General features: G+C 70.1%; 14 protein-coding genes. 12 read left to right on the top strand and 2 right to left on the bottom strand.

Going from position 1 to position 18,191, the window contains the following annotated elements; all coding sequences use genetic code 11:
* The 8 genes from ABD927_RS18500 to ABD927_RS18465 all read left to right on the top strand — a co-directional run.
* Positions 1 to 1,502, top strand: a 1,502-nt coding sequence (locus ABD927_RS18500; protein ID WP_345251318.1) for a PhoH family protein, incomplete at its 5' end; no start/stop codon positions are given.
* 51 nt (positions 1,503 to 1,553) lie between these two features.
* Entirely contained in the window at positions 1,554 to 2,945 is a 1,392-nt protein-coding gene (locus tag ABD927_RS18495; protein WP_345251317.1) for a CoA transferase, read from the top strand.
* Between the two features lie 224 nt (positions 2,946 to 3,169).
* Positions 3,170 to 4,681 (top strand): protein adenylyltransferase SelO, encoded by a 1,512-nt coding sequence (locus tag ABD927_RS18490; RefSeq protein ID WP_345251316.1) that lies wholly within the window; start codon positions 3,170 to 3,172, stop codon positions 4,679 to 4,681.
* A gap of 14 nt (positions 4,682 to 4,695) precedes the next feature.
* Positions 4,696 to 5,103 carry a peptide-methionine (R)-S-oxide reductase MsrB gene (gene msrB, locus ABD927_RS18485; protein WP_345251315.1) on the top strand — a complete coding sequence of 136 codons (408 nt, stop codon included), beginning with the start codon at positions 4,696 to 4,698 and terminating at the stop codon, positions 5,101 to 5,103.
* A 31-nt stretch (positions 5,104 to 5,134) separates the two neighbouring features.
* On the top strand, positions 5,135 to 5,719 hold the full coding sequence (locus tag ABD927_RS18480; protein ID WP_345251314.1) for a septation protein A: 585 nt from the start codon (positions 5,135 to 5,137) through the stop codon (positions 5,717 to 5,719).
* Positions 5,716 to 5,997: a BolA family protein gene (locus ABD927_RS18475; protein WP_345251313.1), complete on the top strand. Its 282-nt coding sequence runs from the start codon at positions 5,716 to 5,718 to the stop codon at positions 5,995 to 5,997. The genes ABD927_RS18480 and ABD927_RS18475 overlap by 4 nt, the downstream gene beginning before the upstream one ends.
* A 51-nt stretch (positions 5,998 to 6,048) precedes the next feature.
* A complete protein-coding gene (locus ABD927_RS18470; protein WP_345251312.1) occupies positions 6,049 to 6,816 on the top strand; it encodes a peptidylprolyl isomerase in 768 nt (255 codons plus the stop codon).
* Between the two features lie 592 nt (positions 6,817 to 7,408).
* Entirely contained in the window at positions 7,409 to 8,479 is a 1,071-nt protein-coding gene (locus tag ABD927_RS18465) for a porin (protein WP_345251311.1), read from the top strand.
* Between the two features lie 296 nt (positions 8,480 to 8,775).
* Here ABD927_RS18465 and purL read toward each other — a convergent pair whose 3' ends face one another.
* Positions 8,776 to 12,855 carry a phosphoribosylformylglycinamidine synthase gene (gene purL, locus ABD927_RS18460; RefSeq protein ID WP_345251310.1) on the bottom strand — a complete coding sequence of 1,360 codons (4,080 nt, stop codon included), beginning with the start codon at positions 12,853 to 12,855 and terminating at the stop codon, positions 8,776 to 8,778.
* A 162-nt stretch (positions 12,856 to 13,017) separates the two neighbouring features.
* On the opposite strand from purL, the gene ABD927_RS18455 reads away from it, so the two are divergent.
* The 3 genes from ABD927_RS18455 to ABD927_RS18445 all read left to right on the top strand — a co-directional run bounded on the left by ABD927_RS18455 (position 13,018) and on the right by ABD927_RS18445 (position 16,632).
* Positions 13,018 to 14,577, top strand: a complete 1,560-nt coding sequence (locus ABD927_RS18455) for an NAD(P)H-hydrate dehydratase (RefSeq protein ID WP_345251309.1) — start codon at positions 13,018 to 13,020, stop codon at positions 14,575 to 14,577.
* A 56-nt stretch (positions 14,578 to 14,633) separates the two neighbouring features.
* A complete protein-coding gene (locus tag ABD927_RS18450; RefSeq protein WP_345251308.1) occupies positions 14,634 to 15,560 on the top strand; it encodes an alpha/beta hydrolase in 927 nt (308 codons plus the stop codon).
* 94 nt (positions 15,561 to 15,654) lie between these two features.
* The gene (locus tag ABD927_RS18445; protein ID WP_345251307.1) at positions 15,655 to 16,632 is read left to right on the top strand and encodes a Bug family tripartite tricarboxylate transporter substrate binding protein; all 978 of its coding nucleotides are present in this window, start codon (positions 15,655 to 15,657) and stop codon (positions 16,630 to 16,632) included.
* Positions 16,633 to 16,713: 81 nt separating this feature from the next.
* On the opposite strand, the gene ABD927_RS18440 is transcribed toward ABD927_RS18445, so the two are convergent.
* Positions 16,714 to 17,448, bottom strand: coding sequence for an ABC transporter ATP-binding protein (locus ABD927_RS18440; RefSeq protein WP_345251306.1), 735 nt, complete (start codon positions 17,446 to 17,448; stop codon positions 16,714 to 16,716).
* Positions 17,449 to 17,475: 27 nt separating this feature from the next.
* On the opposite strand from ABD927_RS18440, the gene ABD927_RS18435 reads away from it, so the two are divergent.
* On the top strand, positions 17,476 to 18,159 hold the full coding sequence (locus ABD927_RS18435; RefSeq protein ID WP_345251305.1) for an arylesterase: 684 nt from the start codon (positions 17,476 to 17,478) through the stop codon (positions 18,157 to 18,159).
* Positions 18,160 to 18,191: the final 32 nt, after the last annotated feature.

Genomic DNA, 18,191 nt, shown 5'->3' with positions numbered 1-18,191 from the left:
CGCCGCAAGCCCGCCAGGCTCCGGTCGAGCCCGTGGCCGCGGTGCCGCCGGCGCCCGCGCGCGGCGGCAGCAGGCCGGCCTCGGGCCGGAGCGGCGCCAAGACGGCGCCGCAGGCGGCCAAGCTGTTCGTGCTCGACACCAACGTGCTGCTGCACGATCCGTCGTCGCTGTTCCGCTTCGAAGAGCACGACGTCTTCCTGCCGATGATGACGCTGGAAGAGCTCGACAACCACAAGAAGGGCATCTCGGAAGTGGCGCGCAACGCGCGCCAGGTCAGCCGCCTGCTCGATTCGCTGGTCAACGGCGTGGAAGACATCGAGGCCGGCATCCCGCTCGACCGCCTGGGCAACCGCGACGCGCTGGGCCGGCTGCGGCTGCAGACCACGGTGATGGCCAACGTGCTTCCGGCCAGCCTGCCGGTGGGCAAGGCCGACAACCAGATCCTGGGCGTGGTGCGCGCGCTGCAGGAGCAATACCCGGGGCGCGAAGTCGTGCTGGTGTCGAAAGACATCAACATGCGCGTCAAGGCGCGCGCGCTGGGCCTGCAGGCCGAAGACTACTTCAACGACCGCGTGCTGGAAGACGCCGACCTGCTCTACACCGGCATCCTGCAGCTGCCCGACGATTTCTGGGACAAGCACGGCAAGGACATGGAATCGTGGCAGCAGGGCGGCAGCACCTTCTACCGCATCACCGGGCCGCTGTGCGCGCAGTTCTCGATCAACCAGTTCGTGTATTTCGAAGGTAGCCTGCCGCTGTACGCCCAGGTCAAGGAAGTGGTGGGCAAGACCGCGGTGCTGCAGACCCTGCGCGAATACACCCACAGCAAGAACAACGTGTGGGGCATCACGGCCCGCAACCGCGAGCAGAATTTCGCGCTCAACCTGCTGATGAACCCGGACTGCGATTTCGTTTCGCTGGTGGGCCAGGCCGGCACCGGCAAGACCCTGCTGGCGCTGGCGGCCGGGCTCACGCAGGTGCTGGAAACCAAGCGCTACACCGAGATCATCATGACCCGCGTCACGGTGCCCGTGGGCGAGGACATCGGCTTCCTGCCGGGCACGGAAGAAGAAAAGATGCTGCCGTGGATGGGCGCGCTGGAAGACAATCTCGACGTGCTCAACATGGGCGACGGCGAGCCGGGCGGCCACGGCGGCGACTGGGGCCGCGCGGCCACGATGGACCTGATCCGCTCGCGGGTCAAGGTCAAGTCGCTCAACTTCATGCGCGGCCGCACCTTCCTGAACAAGTTCCTCATCATCGACGAGGCGCAGAACCTGACGCCGAAGCAGATGAAGACGCTGGTCACCCGAGCCGGGCCGGGCACCAAGGTGGTCTGCCTGGGCAACATCGCCCAGATCGACACGCCCTACCTGACCGAAGGCAGTTCGGGCCTGACCTATGTCGTCGACCGCTTCAAGGGCTGGCCGCATTCGGGGCACGTCACCTTGCAGCGCGGCGAACGGTCCAGGCTGGCCGACTACGCAGCTGAAATACTCTGACCGCCGGCCCCCGGATCGATCGATCCGGGGGCCGCCAAGGAGCGCAAAGCCATGGCTGACAACGACATCGACCGCAGCGCCGCCGAAGCGCTGCACGCCATCTGGCACGCCGCGGGCGGCGCCGACGAAGCGCTCGGTGCGGTGGCGTTGACGGGCGCAGGCGACCTGTCGTCCGTCTTTGCCACCACCAGCCTGGCGGTGGCCAGCATCGCCGCGGCCGGGCTGGCGGTGGCGGAGCTGGCGGCGGCGCGCCATGGCGCCCTGCCGAGGTTGCGGGCCGACCGGCGGCTGGCCTCGTTCTGGTTCGCCGATTCGATCCGGCCGGACGGCTGGGCGCTGCCGCCGGCCTGGGATGCGGTGGCCGGCGACTATCGCTGCGCCGACGGCTGGATCCGCCTGCACACCAATGCGCCGCATCATCGCGCGGCGGCGCTGGCGGTGCTGGGCGTGCCGGCCGAACGCGAGCGCGTCGCGCAGGTGGTGGCCGGCTGGAGCGGCGAGGCGCTGGAAAGCGCCATCGTCGACAACGGCGGCTGCGCGGCGCAGATGCGCAGCCTCGATGACTGGGCCGTCCATCCGCAGGGCGCGGCGGTCGCCGCCGAGCCGCTGCTGTGGCGCGAAACCTTCGACGCGGCCACGCGCCCCGCATGGACGGTGCCGGCCGACCGGCCGCTGGCCGGCATCCGCGTGCTGGACCTGACCCGCATCCTGGCCGGCCCCACCGCCACCCGTTTCCTGGCGGGCTACGGCGCGACCGTGCTGCGGCTCGACCCGCCCGGCTGGGAAGAGCCGTCGCTACAGCCCGAGGTCACGCTGGGCAAGCGCTGCGCGCGCATCGACCTGCGCAGCGACCCGGGCCGGACCCTGTTCGAACGATTGCTGCGCGAGGCCGACGTGATCGTGCACGGCTATCGGGCCGACGCACTGGAGCGACTGGGCCTGGGCGCCGGACGCCGGCGCGAACTGAACCCGGGCCTGGTCGACGTCTCGCTCGACGCCTACGGCTGGACGGGCCCATGGCGGCGCCGCCGCGGCTTCGACAGCCTGGTGCAGATGAGCAGCGGCATCGCCGAGGCCGGCATGCGGCTGCGCGGCCGCGACGCGCCCACGCCGCTGCCGGTGCAGGCGCTGGACTGCGCCGCCGGCTACATCATGGCCGGCGCGGCGGTGCGCGGCCTGGCCGAGCGCCTGCGCGCCGGCAGCGGAAGCAGCGCCCGCGCCTCGCTGGCGCGCGTGGCCGCCACGCTGGCCGCGCTGCGCGCGCCCGACTGCGTCGAACGGCCGCAGCCGGCGCCCGCAAGTCAGGCCGACGTCGCCGGCACGATCGAGCACACGCCATGGGGCCCGGCCCGCCGCCTGCGGCCGCCGCTGGAACTCGACCGGGCCCCCATGCGCTGGGACCTGCCGGCCGCCAGCCTGGGCAGTTCGCCGGCGCAGTGGTAGCCCGGCCTGTCCGTGGACCGGACCGGCCTCGGCGGCACGCGGCGATTCGCCCGCTTGTGCGGCCCGACGGCCCCCGCCCGCGCAGCCGCGTCAGCATTCGCCTGCGCCGGCCAGGCGGGCTGCCCGGCGGTCCGGCAGACCATGCGGACCACCTGTCCCCGTCATCCAAATGAGTTAACCTAGCCGGATCGACCACGCGCCGGCCTACCGCCGAGGTCACCGCCTTGACCGCTTCGAATTTCCTGATCGCCGAACGCACCGACAACTCGTTCGCGGCCCTGCCCGCCGAGTTCTATACCCGCGTCCAGCCGCAGCCGCTGACCGACCCCTGGCTGGTCCACGCCAACCCCGACGCCGCCGCCTTGCTTGGGCTGTCGCCGGACGACCTCGCCACGCCGGAATTCCTGGCCGTGTTCTCGGGCGCCCGTGGCTTCCCGGGCAGCGACCCGCTGGCCGCCGTCTACAGCGGCCACCAGTTCGGCGTCTGGGCCGGCCAGTTGGGCGACGGCCGCGCGCTGCTGCTGGGCGAGGTGGTCGGCCCGCAAGGCCGCTGGGAAGTGCAGCTCAAGGGCTCGGGCCGCACGCCCTACTCGCGCATGGGCGACGGCAAGGCCGTGCTGCGCTCTTCGGTGCGCGAATACCTGGCCTCGGAAGCCATGCACGGCCTGGGCATCGCCACCACCCGCGCGCTGGCGCTGACGGCCTCCGACGAGCCGGTGATCCGCGAGGCCATCGAAACCGCCGCCGTCGTCACGCGGCTGGCGCCCTCTTTCGTGCGCTTCGGTTCGTTCGAGCACTGGGCCAGCGCCGGCCGCCCCGACCTGCTGCGCACGCTGGCCGACTACGTCATCGACCGCTTCTACCCCGAATGCCGCCCGGCGCCGGCCGGCGAGCCCGACGCGGCCGAAGGCCCGTACCGCCGCCTGCTGGCCGCGGTGGTGCGCCGCACCGCCGAACTGATGGCCGACTGGCAGGCGGTCGGCTTCTGCCACGGCGTCATGAATACCGACAACATGTCGATCCTGGGGCTGACGCTGGACTACGGCCCCTACGGCTTCATGGACGGCTTCGACGCCCACCACATCTGCAACCATACCGACGCCGGCGGCCGCTACGCATGGGATGCCCAGCCGGCGGTGGGCCACTGGAACCTCTACCGCCTGGCCGGCGCGCTGCTGCCGCTGCTGGGCGGCGAAGACGCCGCCCGCGCGGCGCTCGACGGCTACGAGGCGGCCTTCCTCGGCCGCTTCCACCGCAACATGGCGGCCAAGCTGGGCCTGCTCGAATGGACGGACGCCGACGCCGAACTGCTGGCCTCGCTGCTGACCGTGATGCACCACAACCGCGCCGACTTCACGCTGGCTTTTCGCCGCCTGGCCGCGGTGGAACGCGAACCGCGGCCGCAGGCCGGCAGCGTGCGCGAAACCTTCGAAGACCTGTTCGCCGACCGCGACGCGGCCGGCCGCTGGCTGAACGACTACCGCGCCCGCCTGGCGCGGCAGGCCGAGCCCGACGCCGCGCGCGCGGCCCGCATGAACCGCGTCAACCCGCTCTACGTGCTGCGCAACCACCTGGCCGAACTGGCGATCCGCGCCGCCCGCCAGCGCGACCCGTCCGAAATCGACCGCCTGCTCGGCCTGCTGCGCGACCCGTACACCGAGCGCCCCGGATCCGAGGCCTACGCGGCCCTGCCGCCCGACTGGGCCGGCTCGCTCGAAGTCAGCTGTTCTTCCTGATGAGGTGTTCTGCCATGCCACCGCCCAAAGTGACCAAATCCGATGCCGAATGGCGCACGCTGCTCACCCCGATGCAGTATGCCGTGGCGCGCGAGAAAGCCACCGAACGCGCGTTCACCGGCCAGTTCTGGAACCATCACGAACCCGGCATCTACCGCTGCGTGGCCTGCGGCACGCCGCTGTTCGCGTCCGACACCAAGTTCGACTCGGCCTGCGGCTGGCCCAGCTATTTCGCGCCGCTCAATCCTGAAAACGTGCGCGAGGAGCCCGACACCAGCCACGGCATGATCCGCACCGAGGTGCTGTGCAACGTGTGCGACGCCCACCTGGGCCATGTGTTCGACGACGGCCCGCCGCCCACCGGCCGCCGCTACTGCATCAATTCCGTCTCGCTCCGGTTCGAGCCGTTCAGCGAACCGTGAACGATTCCTTCCCCTTTCTCCAGGCATCCCGATGAAACTGCTGTTCGACCTGTTCCCGCTGCTGCTGTTCTTCGCCGCGTTCAAGTTCGCCGGCCTGTACGCCGCCACCGGCGTGGCCATCGCGGCCAGCGTGGCCCAGATCCTGTGGCTGGTGGCGCGCCGCCGGAAGATCGAGCCGATGCACTGGATCAACCTGGCCATCATCGTCGTGTTCGGCGGCGCCACGCTGTTCCTGCACGACGAAACCTTCATCAAGTGGAAGCCGAGCGTGCTGTACTGGCTGTTCGCCGTGCTGCTGGGCGGCGGCCAGTGGGTGCTGCGCCGCAATTTCCTGCGCGCGATGCTGGGCGGCCAGCTGAGCCTGCCCGAGGCCGTCTGGGGCCGGCTCAACACCGCGTGGGTCATCTTCTTCACCGCCGTCGGCGCGCTCAACCTGTACGTGGCCTACCACTGGCCTACCGACGTCTGGGTCGACTTCAAGGTATTCGGCATCTTCGGCATGCTGCTGCTGTTCGTGGTCGCCCAGTCGTTCTACCTGGGGCGCCACCTGCAGGACGGAGAAACCGCCGCCGAGGCGGCCAAGGCCGAAACCGACGCCGGCGCGGAGCGGTCGTGACGGCGGCGCGCATCGCGCAATTGCGCGAACGGCTCGCGGTCCTGGCGCCCAGCCGGCTCGACATCGGCGACGACTCGCACCTGCATGCCGGACACGCCGGCGCGCAGGGCGGCGCGGGGCATTACCGGGTCCGCATCGTCAGCCGCCAGTTCGAGGGCCTGTCACGCTTGGCGCGCCATCGGCTGGTGTATGATCGGCTGGCTGATTTGATCCCCAGAGAAGTTCACGCCCTGGCGCTGCAGGCGCTGACCCCCGAAGAAGATTCCGCCAAAAACTGAGACCGGTCCGCGCTGCGGGCCCCTCCTTTCGATACTCAAGGATTTCCGTAAATGAAGCGTGTTTTGATGCTGGCCGCTGCGCTCGCCGTGGCCGTTCCCGCATTCGCCCAGAACGCCGCCGTGGTCAACGGCCGGGCGATCCCGTCGGCGCGGGTGGATCAGTTCGTCAAGCTGCTGACCAAGCAGGGCCAGCCCGACTCGCCCCAGCTGCGCGACCAGATCCGCGAAGAGCTGATCAACCGCGAAGTTTTCCTGCAGGAAGCCGACAAGCGCGGCATCGCCAAGCAGCCCGACGTCCAGGCCGAGATCGACCTGGCCCGCCAGAGCGTGCTGATCCGCGGCCTGTTCAACGATTACCTGGACAAGAACCCGGTTACCGACAAGGACGTGCAGGCCGAATACGACCGCGTCAAGGGGGCCCAGGGCGACAAGGAATACCACGCGCGCCACATCCTGGTCGAACAGGAATCCCAGGCCCGCGACATCATCGCCCAGCTCAGGCAGGGCGCCAAGTTCGAAGACCTGGCCAAGCAATCCAAGGACCAGGGCTCGGCCGCCAAGGGTGGCGACCTGGACTGGGCGCCGGCCAATACCTACGTAAAACCGTTCGCCGACGCGCTGGTCGCGCTGAAGAAGGGCGAAGTCACCCAGAACCCGGTGCAGACGCAGTTCGGCTGGCACGTGATCGAGCTGGAAGACGTGCGCGATGCGCAGTTCCCGCCGCTCGACCAGCTCAAGCCGCAGATCGAGGAATCGCTGCGCCAGACCAGGCTGCGCGATTTCCAGACCAGCCTGCGCGAAAAAGCGCGGATCCAGTAAATCCCCACCCGCCTTGCGCGGGTGGCGTGCCGACGCCGGACAGCCGCGAGGCTGTGCCGGCGTCGTTCTTTCTTGGGCTCCGGCGCCCTCGGAACCGGCCGTACGCCGCCCCTCGCCGAGGGCCTCTCCCAGGCGGCCGCGATGCATTTGTTGTTGGATTTCACCAACACGAAACGCCGCTGACATCACGTCGCAATCTCAACAATAAGGGTTTACCTGCATTGCCAATCAAAGCCGCTCTTGCAGGTCATCCATAAGCCAGAAAACCCGGCCATTCCCTTACAGGAAACCCCGTACCGATATTCGCCCGGCATGCATCGTGAACCGATGTCTCGAAGCCGCAAAGTTGCAGGAACGTAACAAATGCGGGGCCGAGGTGCCCGGGGTATTTATTGCACCGTAATTAAACGATTGGCGAGCGCAGGGCTTTTCTGGTGAAATCCTTTCAGATTTCTGCACAGCCAGCACGATGGCTATAGAAATCGAGAGCAGGCCGGGGGGAATCGTACATATCGAAAGACTCGCGCTACCGGGTTTTCCGACATGCCCTGCCGTCTAATCGTGTCCCTCACTCCGCTGGAGACCCATTTAAATGAAGAAGACCCTTCTTGCCGCCGCGCTGCTGGCCGGCTTTGCAGGCGCGGCCCAGGCCCAGAGCAGCGTGACGCTGTATGGTGTCGTCGACGGTGGTTTCAACTACCGCAAGACCGACGGCAATTCGACGAAAGGTATTGATAGCGGCCTGCTGGGCCAATCGCGCTTTGGTTTCCGTGGCCAGGAAGACCTCGGCAGCGGCCTGAAGGCGATCTTCTTGCTGGAATCCGGGTTCAATTCGGATGATGGCGGCCTGGCCACCTACGGCAACGCCTCCACCAAGATCTTCGGCCGTGCCGCCTACGTCGGCCTGGAAAGCGCCACCGCCGGCCGCCTGACCTTCGGTCGCCAGACGAACATGCAGTTCACGTGGGCCGGCCCCATCGTGAACCCGTTCGGCCTGAGCTGGAGCACCGCCCAGATCGGTTCGACGTTCTCGTATAACGACGCGGAATTCGGCGGCAACAGCAGCCGGATCGACAACTCGGTCTACTACTACTCGCCCAGCTTCAGCGGCGTCCAGGCCGCCGTCGGCTACAGCTTCGCTGCCAACAGCGAAACCACCGGCAACGAACGCGCGGGCACCAGCAACAACGACCGTCTGATCGACGTCGGCCTGAAGTACGAAGGCGGTCCGCTGAAGGCCGTCGCCACGTACCAATACCTGAACCCGACGGACACCATCGCCAACAACGGCAAGCCCCAGGCCTTCACGGTTGGCGCCAACTACGACTTCGGCGTGGTTGCCGTCTACGCCGGCTACAACAAGACCAAGAACATCCGCAACGGCAGCTACAACGGCTCCGCCGGCTTCGCGACTCCGACCCGCAACGACGACAACGCCTACACGGTCGGCGTGTCGGCGCCGGTCGGCCCGGGCAAGGTCCTGGCCGCCTACCAGCGCGCCACCAAGTCGGACGTCAAGCTGTGGTCGGTGGGCTATCTGTACGGCCTGTCGAAGCGTACCGATCTGTACGCCTTCTACGCCGATGCCGACAAGCACAACTTCACGCTGGACCACGATTACAGCGATCGTCAGTTCGCGCTGGGCATCCAGCACCGCTTCTAAGCAAGAAAGGCCGGTATCAACCGGCCCCTCCGGAATGCCCTCGTGGCATTCCGTCGCCGAAAGCGATATGCCCCCCGTTAATCCGGGGGGTATTTTTTTGCCTCGGATCGGGAAATACGTCGGCCATCCGTCATATTGCGGCGCAATATCGATACGCTACCGAAGTCATATAGAAGCCGCCCGTCGCGCAATTGCGCGCATTAACTGCGCAGCATTTCCGGCAATATGCAGCACGAAACAAAACGCCCCGTGAAAACACGGGGCGCCATGACAGGCCAAAAACCGGGCTAACCGACTCAGCCGACCCAGACCCTCGCATTGCGGAACATCCGCATCCACGGCGAAAAATCGCCGCCCGAATCGGCCTCGCCCCAGCGCGCCGGCGCCCACGACATCTGCACATTGCGGAATACCCGCTCGGCGTGCGGCATCATCGCGGTGAAACGGCCGTCGGCCGTGGTGACGGCAGTCAGGCCGCCTGCGCTGCCGTTGGGATTGGCCGGATAGGCTTCGGTGCGATGGCCGCGGTTGTCCACGTAGTGCAGCGCCGCCGCCACCGCCGCCGGGTCGCCCTGGCGCGAGAAGTCGGCATAGCCTTCGCCGTGCGAGACGACGATCGGCGCGCGCATGCCGGCCATGCCCTGGAAGAAGATGGACGGCGAATCGGCCACCTCGACCAGCGACAGCCGGGCCTCGAACTTTTCAGAGCGGTTGCGCGTGAAGCGCGGCCAGGCCTGGGCGCCGGGAATCATAGGCGCCAGCGCGGCCAGCATCTGGCAGCCGTTGCACACGCCCAGCGCGAAGGTGTCGCCGCGCCCGAAATAGGCGCCGAACATCGAGGCCAGCCGCTCGTTGAACTGGATGGTGCGTGCCCAGCCCTCGCCGGCGCCCAGCACGTCGCCGTAGCTGAAGCCGCCCACGGCCACCAGCCCCTTGAAGTCGGCCAGGTCGACGCGGCCGGCCAGCAGGTCGGTCATGTGGACGTCCCAGGCGGCGAAACCGGCGCGGTCGAAGGCGTAGGCCATCTCGACCTGGCTGTTGCAGCCCTGCTCGCGCAGGATCGCCACGCGCGGCCGGGCGCCGGTGGCGATCATCGGCGCGGCCACGTCGAGCTGCGGGTCGAACGCCACGCGCGGCGACAGGCCCGGATCGCCGGCGTCGCTCCAGGCGTCGAGTTCGGCCTGGGCGCAGCCGGGATGGTCGCGCCGCGCCATGACGCGGTGGCTGACCAGGCTCCATTCGCGGCCCAGCTCGGCGCGCGGGCGCACCCAGATCTTCTTGGCGTCGCGGTAGAACTCGATCTCGTCGCGATCATTGAGCGAACCGATCACGTGCGAATGCGCCGACAGCCCGGCGCCGCGCAGCACTTCCATCACCGCGTCGCGGCTGGCCGCCGGCACCTGGATCACGGCGCCGGCCTCTTCGGCGAACAGCGCCTTCAGGGTCAATTCGTCGCGCTGCACCGAGACCTGCTCCGGCCGGATGCGGAAATCGCCCCAGTCGGCCGCATAGGGGTCGAGCGTGAGCATGTCGAGGTTGATCGACACGCCGGTGTGGCCGGCGAAGGCCATCTCGCACACAGTGGCGAACAGGCCGCCGTCGGAGCGGTCGTGGTAGGCCAGGATCACGCCGCTGTCGGCCAGCGTGCGGACCGCGGCGAAGAAGGCGCGCAGCTCGAGCGGCGCGTCGATGTCGGGCACGGTCTCGCCCACCTGGCCCGCCACCTGCGCCAGAATCGAACCTCCCAGCCGGTGGCGGCCGCGGCCGAGGTCGATCAGGATCAGCACGGTGTCGCCCTGGTCGGTGCGCAGCTGCGGCGTCAGGCTGGCGCGCACGTCGGCCACCGGCGCGAAGGCGGTCACGATCAGCGAGACCGGCGCCAGCACCGAGCGCCGCTCGCCGTTTTCGTCCCAGGCGGTGCGCATCGACAGGGAATCCTTGCCTACCGGGATCGACAGGCCCACTTCGCGGCACAGCCGGCTGACGGCGTCCACCGTGTCGTACAGCGCGGCGTCCTGGCCCGGCTCGCCGCAGGCGGCCATCCAGTTGGCCGACAGCTTGACGTCTTCCAGCCGCGCCACCGGCGCGGCGGCCAGGTTGGTGATGGCCTCGGCCACGGCCATGCGGCCCGAGGCGGGCGCATCGATCACCGCCAGCGGCGTGCGCTCGCCCATCGCCATCGCCTCGCCGCGCACGCCGCGGTAGTCGGCCAGCGTGACCGCGCAATCGGCCACCGGCACCTGCCACGGCCCGACCATCTGGTCGCGCGACGACAGGCCGCCCACGGTGCGGTCGCCGATGGTGATCAGGAAGGTCTTGTTGGCGACCGTGGGATGGCGCAGCACGCGCAGCGCGACGTCGGACAGGTCCAGGCCGACCAGGTCCAGCGGCTCGCGCACCGGCGGCGTGCGGACGACGTCGCGCTCCATGCGGGGCGCCTTGCCCAGGATCACGTCGATCGGCACATCGACCGGGCGAGGCGCGTGCCCCGCCTGCCCCAGCCCCGCCTGCCCTTGTTCAGCCAGCCCCTGCGTGGCCACGCCCGGCGCCGGCAGGTCGCCAGCAGGCAAGCCTTCGCCGTCGACCACGCGCAACTGGCGTTCTTCCGTGGCCACGCCCACCACCGCGTACGGACAGCGCTCGCGCCGCGCCAGCGCGTCGAAGCGTTCCAGGTCCTGCGGCAGGATGGCCAGCACGTAGCGCTCCTGCGATTCGTTGCACCAGATCTCCGCCGGCGACAGGCCGCTTTCTTCCAGCGGCACCCGCTTCAAGTCGAACACCGCGCCGCGGCCGGCGCCGTCCACCAGTTCGGGGAAGGCGTTCGAGAGCCCGCCGGCGCCCACGTCGTGGATCGACAGAATGGGGTTGGCCTGGCCCGATTGCCAGCAGCGGTCGATCACCTCTTGCGCGCGGCGCTGGATTTCCGGATTGCCGCGCTGCACCGAATCGAAATCGAGATCGGCCGTGTTGCTGCCCACCCCCATGCTGGAGGCGGCGCCGCCCCCCATGCCGATGCGCATGCCCGGCCCGCCCAGCTGGACCAGCAGCGCGCCCGGCGGCAGCGGGTTCTTGTGGGTCAGGCCGTCGTCGATGCTGCCCAGGCCGCCGGCGATCATGATGGGCTTGTGGTAGCCCCAGCGCAGGCCGCCGGCATGCTGTTCGAAGGTGCGGAAGTAGCCGAGCAGGTTGGGCCGGCCGAATTCGTTGTTGAAGGCGGCGCCGCCGATCGGGCCTTCGATCATGATCGACAGCGGCGAGGCGATGCGGTCGGGCGCGCCGTGGGGCGCGTTTTCCCACGGCTCGGGCGCGTCGTCGAAACGCAGGTGCGACACGGTGAAGCCGGTCAGGCCGGCCTTGGGCTTGGAGCCGCGGCCGGTCGCGCCCTCGTCGCGGATCTCGCCGCCGGCGCCGGTGGAGGCACCCGGAAACGGCGAGATCGCGGTCGGGTGATTGTGCGTCTCGACTTTCATCAGCGTGTGCACGGTGGCGTCGCGGCCGGCGTATTCGCGCGACGGGCCGTCGGCCGGCGCGTGGAAGCGCTGGGCCGGGCCGCCCGCCATCACGGCGGCGTTGTCGGAATAGGCGACCACGGTGCCTTCGGGCTGCGCGGCGTGGGTGGCGCGGATCAGCCCGAACAGCGTGTCGGGCTGGTCGGCACCGTCGATCTTCCAGCGCGCGTTGAAAATCTTGTGGCGGCAGTGTTCGCTGTTGGCCTGCGCGAACATCATCAGCTCGACGTCGGTCGGATCCCGGCCCAGGCCGGCGAAGGCCTCGGCCAAATAGGACACCTCGTCGGCCGACAGCGCCAGGCCCATCGCCGCATTGGCCTCGACCAGCGCGTGCTCGCCGCGCGCCAGCACCGGCACGGTCTGCATCGGCTTGCCGGCCACCGTCGCGAACAGCGCCGCGCCGTCGAAATCGCCGTCGACCACGGTCTCGGTCATGCGATCGTGCAAGGCATCGGCCAGTTGCGCCAGTTCGCCGGCCGGCGGCGGCTTGGCGCCGCCGAGCAGGCCGCGGCGGAACGCCAGCGTGTACAGCACGCCACGCTCGACCCGGCGCACCTGCTGCAGGCCGCAGTTGTGGACGATGTCGGTTGCCTTGCTGGCCCAGGGCGACAGCGTGCCCAGGCGCGGCACCACCAGCAGCGCGCGGCCGCCCGGCGCGGCCTCGGCGGCCGGGTCGCCATAGTCGAGCAGGCGCTCCAGGCGCCTGGCATCCGCGTCGGACAACGGCGCGTCGGAGGCGACGAAATGCACGTAGCGGGCCGAGACGTCGGCCACCGCGGCATGGCGCTGCTGCAGCTGTTGCAGCAGGCGGTCGCGGCGGAAGGAGGAAAGGGCGAGGGGGCCGGTCAGGCGCAGGATGGAGGCCACGATGGGGATGGGAAATGATCCGGTTGGGACTGATCCCGGATTTTACTGCGATGCGGCGAAGGCCGGCGGCGGGCGCCCACGAGCGGGCGCGGCAGCCGGCAGAGTCCAGCGCCGGCGCCCCGCGGTTGCGCGGCGCCGGCGGCGCGCGCAAGAATGGCGGTCATGAACGCCCCTCACCGATTGCTGAGAACCGCGGTTGTCCGCGCGATCGAAACATCCGCGGCCGCGGCGCTGCCGCCACAGGAACTGATGCGCCGCGCGGCGCAGGCCGCTGCGCGCCGCGTGATGGCGCGCTGGCCGGCGCAGCGCGTGGCCATCCTGTGCGGCCCGGGCAACAACGGCGGCGACGGCGCCATGCTGGCCGCCTGCCTGCACCGGCTGGGCCGCGCGGTCGAGGTCTGGCGCCTGGCCGGCGGCCGCGAGCCGGCGGACGCCGCCCAGGCCTGGCGCGAATGCCCGCCGCAGCTGCTGCGGACGGGCGATCCCGATACCGGCGCCCTGCCCGCCGACCGTTCGCTGCTGATCGTCGACGCCCTGTTCGGCATCGGGCTGGCGCGCCCGCTGCCGCCCCAGGCGGCGCAGTGGGCGGACTGGGCCAACGCCCACCCGGGCGACGTGCTGGCGCTCGACGTTCCCAGCGGCCTGGACGCCGACACCGGCGCGGCGCAGCCGCACGCCATCGTGGCCGCCGAAACACTGACCTTCATCGCCGACAAGCCCGGCCTGCATACCCTGGCGGGGCCGGACCATGCCGGCATGGTCCACGTGGACGACCTCGGCCTCGGCCACACCGATGCGATCGGCTTCGACGCGCCCGGCCTTGTCACGTCCGGCCTAGGCGCACTGACCGGCCCCCGCGACCACCCCGCGCTGTTCGCGCCGCGTCGGCAGGACACCCACAAAGGCTCGTTCGGCACCGTCGGCATCCTGGCCGGCGCCCCCGGCATGACCGGCGCGGCGCTGCTCGCGGGCCGGGCGGCGCTGCGCGGCGGGGCCGGCAAGGTGCTGGTGGGGCTGGCCGAGCGCGAGCCCGCCCTGCCCTGCGATCCGCTGCAGCCCGAGCTGATGCTGCGCAGCGCCGACTCGCTGCTGGACCATGGAGAACAGCTGGGCGTGACGGCGTGGATCGCCGGCTGCGGCCTGGGCGACTCCCCCCACGCCGAAGCCTGGCTGACCCATCTGCTGCGCACGATGCCCGCCGTCCCGCTGGTACTGGACGCCGATGCCCTGACGCTGATCGCCCGCAGCGCCGGCCTGGCCTCGCAGTTGGCCGCCCGCGGCGGCGCCCGCGTGCTGACGCCCCATCCGCGCGAAGCCTCGCGGCTGCTCGGCGCCGACACGGCCGCCGTCCAGGCCGACCGCATCGCGGCCGCCTGCGAGATCGCCCGCCGCTTCCGCGCCTGGGCCGTGCTCAAGGGCGCCGGCAGCGTGGTCGCGTCGCCGGAAGGCGGCTGGACGATCAACGGCAGCGGCAATCCCGGCCTGGCCACCGCCGGCACCGGCGACGTGCTGGCCGGCCTGCTCGGCGCCCTGCTCGCCCAGGGCCTGGACGCCGCCTCCGCCGTGCGCGGCGGCGTCTGGCTGCATGGCGCGGCGGCCGATGCGCTGGCGGCGCGCGGCGTCGGCCCCATCGGCATGACGGCCGCGGAGGTGATCGACGCCGCCCGCGCGCTGCGCAACGGCGGGGGGATACCGAAGCCGTATCGCGGCAAACAAAAATGATATTGGCGGCCCGGACCGCGCCGCTCTAGACTCCTCGAAAAAGAAGGGGAGACGACATGCAGCAGACAGCCGCGGACCAGCCGCTGGTCCAGGGAACCGAACATTGGGCCTACAAGGGCGACATCAAGCTCTTCCTGTGGGCGAAAAAACGCGTGCCCGGTACCGGATACAAGGGCACCATTCTCTTCATCCATGGTTCGTCGTGGTGCTCGCAGCCCACCTTCGACCTGTACGTGCCCGGCCGTCCCTATTCCTCGGTGATGGATTGGTTCGCCGCCCGCGGCTTCGACAGCTGGTGCCTGGACAACGAAGGCTACGGCCGCTCGGACAAGCACCGCGACATCAACTTCGGCATCGAGAACGGCGCCGAAGACCTGGTGGCGGCCACCGACTACATTCTCGAGCACGACAAGCTGCAGCAACTGCTGCTGTACGGCGTGTCTGCCGGAGCGCTGAAATGCGCGCTGTTCAGCGAGCGCTTTCCGGAGCGGGTGGCGCGCCTGGCGCTGGATGCCTTCGTATGGACGGGCGAAGGCAGCCCGACGCTGGCCGAACGCCGCAAGACCGTGCCGCAGCTGCAGAAGAGCAATCGCCGGCCATTCACCCGCGAAGTGATCCAGGCCGTATTCGACCGCGACCTGCCCGGCGCCGCCGAGCCGGACATGATCGAGGCCTTCGCCCAGGCCGCGATGGCGCTGGACACCAGCGTGCCCACCGGCACCTATCTCGATATGTCGACCAAGCTGCCGATGGTCGACCCGGCCCGCGTCACGGTGCCGACCATCATCATGCGCGGCCAGTACGACGGCATCGCGGCGATCGACGACCTGATCGAGTTCTTCCGCCGGCTGCCCAACCCCGACAAGCATTTCGCCCATATGCCGGGCGTGGCGCACGCCAGCTTCCAGCAGACCAACTACCTGCTGGTCTACGACGTGCTGCACGCCTTCTTCAGCCAGCACGCGCCGGTCTTCCGCGGCTGAAGGCGGCCGCGCCGTCGCCGTCGCGGTCCGCGGCAGGCCGTCCCGTGCGCGGACGGCGACGGCGAAACACGAACAAAACGAGGGGGGAGACGACATGCAGCAGATGATCCGGTCCATGGCGGCGGCATTGTTGGGCGCCGCCCTGCTCGCGCCCGCCGGCGCCAGCGCGCAGGCCAGCTATCCGGCCAGGCCGGTGCGCCTGCTGGTGGGCTTTCCGCCCGGCAGCGCGTCCGACGTGGCGGCGCGCATCGTTTCGCAGAAGCTCGGCCCGCTGCTGGGCCAGACCGTGGTGGTGGAGAACCGCCCGGGCGCCAGCAGCAACATCGCGGCCAAGGCCGTGGCCGACGCGGCGCCCGACGGCTACGTGCTGTTCTTCAGCACGGTCGCCAACGTCATCAATACCGCGGGCCGCGGTTCGCAAGTGGTCGACATCGGCACGCAGCTGACCCCGGTCGGCATGATCGGGGCCGTGCCCAACATCCTGGTGGTCAACCCGTCCCTGGGCGTGGATACGCTGCCGGCCTTCATCACCCTGCTCAAGTCCCGGCCCGGGCAGGTGGCCTACGGCAGTGCCGGCACCGGAACGGCGCTGCACATGGCGGCCGAGCTGTTTTCGATGATGGCCGGCGTCAAGATGCTGCACGTGCCCTACCAGGGCAGCGCGCCGGCGGTGACCGACCTGGTCGGCGGCCAGACGCAGGTCATGTTCGCGCCGGCCTCGACGGTGCTGCCCTTCGTCAAGTCGGGCAAGCTCAAGGCCATCGCCTCTACCGGACTGCGCCGCACGGATTCCGCGCCCGACTTGCCGACCATCGACGAACTGGGCCTGAAAGGTTTCGAGTCCACCGTCTGGTACGGCATCGAAGGCCCCCCCGGCCTGCCCGCCAACGTGACGGCAACGCTGGAAAAAGCCATCCAGACGGCCGCCGCCGATCCCGACGTGCAATCGCAGTTCAAGGCGCAAGGCATCGAAAGCAACGTGCAGGACCATGCGGCCTTCGGCGCCTACATCCGCAGCGAAACCGAGAAATGGACCAACGTGGTCAAGGCCTCGGGAATCAAGCTGGAATGACTGGCCGAGGCCGCGGCGAGGGCCTCGTGCCCGGCGGCCGCGGCCGCACCAGGACATCGGCCCGCGCCGGCGGGCGGGCCATCAGGCCGCCGCCAGCGCCGAATCGGCCACCAGCCTGCCGCCGGCGATCACCAGCTGGCGGGCGCAGCGCCGGGCCAGCCCGGGATCGTGGGTGACCAGCAGCAGCGTGGTGCCGCGCTCGCGGTGCAGTTCGAACATCAGGTCGATCACGGCCTGGCCGGTGGCCGAGTCGAGGCTGCCGGTGGGTTCGTCGGCGAACAGCAGGTCGGGCCGCACCACGAAGGCCCGGGCCAGCGACACGCGCTGCTGCTCGCCGCCCGACAGCGTGCGCGGATAGTGCGACAGCCGCTGCCCCAGCCCCACGCGCTCCAGCATCCGCGTGGCCGCCTCGCGCGCCGGCCGGCCCGCCAGTTCCAGCGGCAGCATCACGTTTTCCAGCGCGGTCAAATGCGGCAGCAGTTGGAAGGACTGGAACACGAACCCCACGTGCCGGGCCCGCAGCCGGGCGCGCTCGTCTTCGTCGAGCCGGTACAGGTCGTGCCCGGCCAGCTCCACCGTGCCCGAGCTCGGCACGTCCAGCCCCGCCAGCAGCCCCAGCAGGGTCGACTTCCCCGAGCCAGAACTCCCCGTCACGGCGACGGTCTCTCCGGCCTGGACCGTAAACTCGATCCCGTCGAGAATGGCCAGTTCGCCGGTCGCATCGCTGACCCGCTTGCCCAGCCCGCGCACCGCGATCGCCGCGTGCGGACGGCCGGCGGCCGCCGGGCCCGGTACTGCACGGATCGATCCCGTCATGATTTGCTCGCTTATGAAAGGAAACACATGATAAAGCCTCGTCTTCGCCGCCCCGCCCGCCGCGCCTGCCTGGCCGTGCTGGCGGGCGCCGCGCTGCTGGCGGCCGTCGGCCCTGCCGCGGCGGCCTCAGCACAGACCGGCGCCGCGGCCGCGGGTTCCGGCACGCCGCGGCTGCTGGTGCTGGGCGACAGCCTGTCGGCCGAATACGGGCTGGCGCGCGGCACCGGCTGGGTGGCGCTGCTGGCGCAGCGGCTGCAGCAGCGGCGCCTGGACTACGAGGTGGTCAACGCCAGCATCAGCGGCGAAACCACCAGCGGCGGCGTGAGCCGCCTGCCCGCGCTGCTGGCGCAGCACCGGCCCGCGGTGGTGGTGGTGGAACTGGGCTCCAACGACGCGCTGCGCGGCCTGCCGCTGGCGATGACGGAGCAGAACCTGCGCACGCTGGTGGCGTCGTCGCAGAAAGCCGGCGCGCGGGTCCTGCTGGTGGGCATGCGCATCCCGCCCAACTACGGGCGCGACTATACCGAGCGTTTCCGGCAGGTTTTCCAGAAAGTCGCCGCCGAACAGCACGTGCCGCTCGTGCCCTTCCTGCTGGAAGGCATGGCCGAACACATCGAACTGTTCCAGGCCGACCGCCTGCACCCGGTGGCCGAGGCCCAGCCCCGGCTGCTCGACAACGTATGGAGCCAGTTGGAGCCGCTGTTGCGCTAGCATGGCGGCCATAAGCGCTAGACGGGCGCCGG

It is taken from the genome of Pigmentiphaga soli (genome assembly GCF_039541095.1).
In the GTDB taxonomy this organism is placed as follows: domain Bacteria; phylum Pseudomonadota; class Gammaproteobacteria; order Burkholderiales; family Burkholderiaceae_B; genus Pigmentiphaga; species Pigmentiphaga soli.
The sequence above is the reverse complement of the archived record's forward strand: the minus strand, read 5'-3'. Positions and strand labels throughout refer to the sequence as shown.

What these genes read in the sequence shown, in the direction of transcription:
- ABD927_RS18495 (WP_345251317.1), top strand. Translation starts at nt 1,554, where the DNA reads ATGGCTGACAACGACATCGACCGCAGCGCCGCCGAAGCGCTGCACGCC.
- msrB (WP_345251315.1), top strand. Translation starts at nt 4,696, where the DNA reads ATGCCACCGCCCAAAGTGACCAAATCCGATGCCGAATGGCGCACGCTG.
- ABD927_RS18480 (WP_345251314.1), top strand. Translation starts at nt 5,135, where the DNA reads ATGAAACTGCTGTTCGACCTGTTCCCGCTGCTGCTGTTCTTCGCCGCG.
- ABD927_RS18435 (WP_345251305.1), top strand. Translation starts at nt 17,476, where the DNA reads ATGATAAAGCCTCGTCTTCGCCGCCCCGCCCGCCGCGCCTGCCTGGCC.
- ABD927_RS18440 (WP_345251306.1), bottom strand. Translation starts at nt 17,448, where the DNA reads ATGACGGGATCGATCCGTGCAGTACCGGGCCCGGCGGCCGCCGGCCGT.
- ABD927_RS18455 (WP_345251309.1), top strand. Translation starts at nt 13,018, where the DNA reads ATGAACGCCCCTCACCGATTGCTGAGAACCGCGGTTGTCCGCGCGATC.
- ABD927_RS18450 (WP_345251308.1), top strand. Translation starts at nt 14,634, where the DNA reads ATGCAGCAGACAGCCGCGGACCAGCCGCTGGTCCAGGGAACCGAACAT.
- ABD927_RS18445 (WP_345251307.1), top strand. Translation starts at nt 15,655, where the DNA reads ATGCAGCAGATGATCCGGTCCATGGCGGCGGCATTGTTGGGCGCCGCC.
- ABD927_RS18465 (WP_345251311.1), top strand. Translation starts at nt 7,409, where the DNA reads ATGAAGAAGACCCTTCTTGCCGCCGCGCTGCTGGCCGGCTTTGCAGGC.
- ABD927_RS18470 (WP_345251312.1), top strand. Translation starts at nt 6,049, where the DNA reads ATGAAGCGTGTTTTGATGCTGGCCGCTGCGCTCGCCGTGGCCGTTCCC.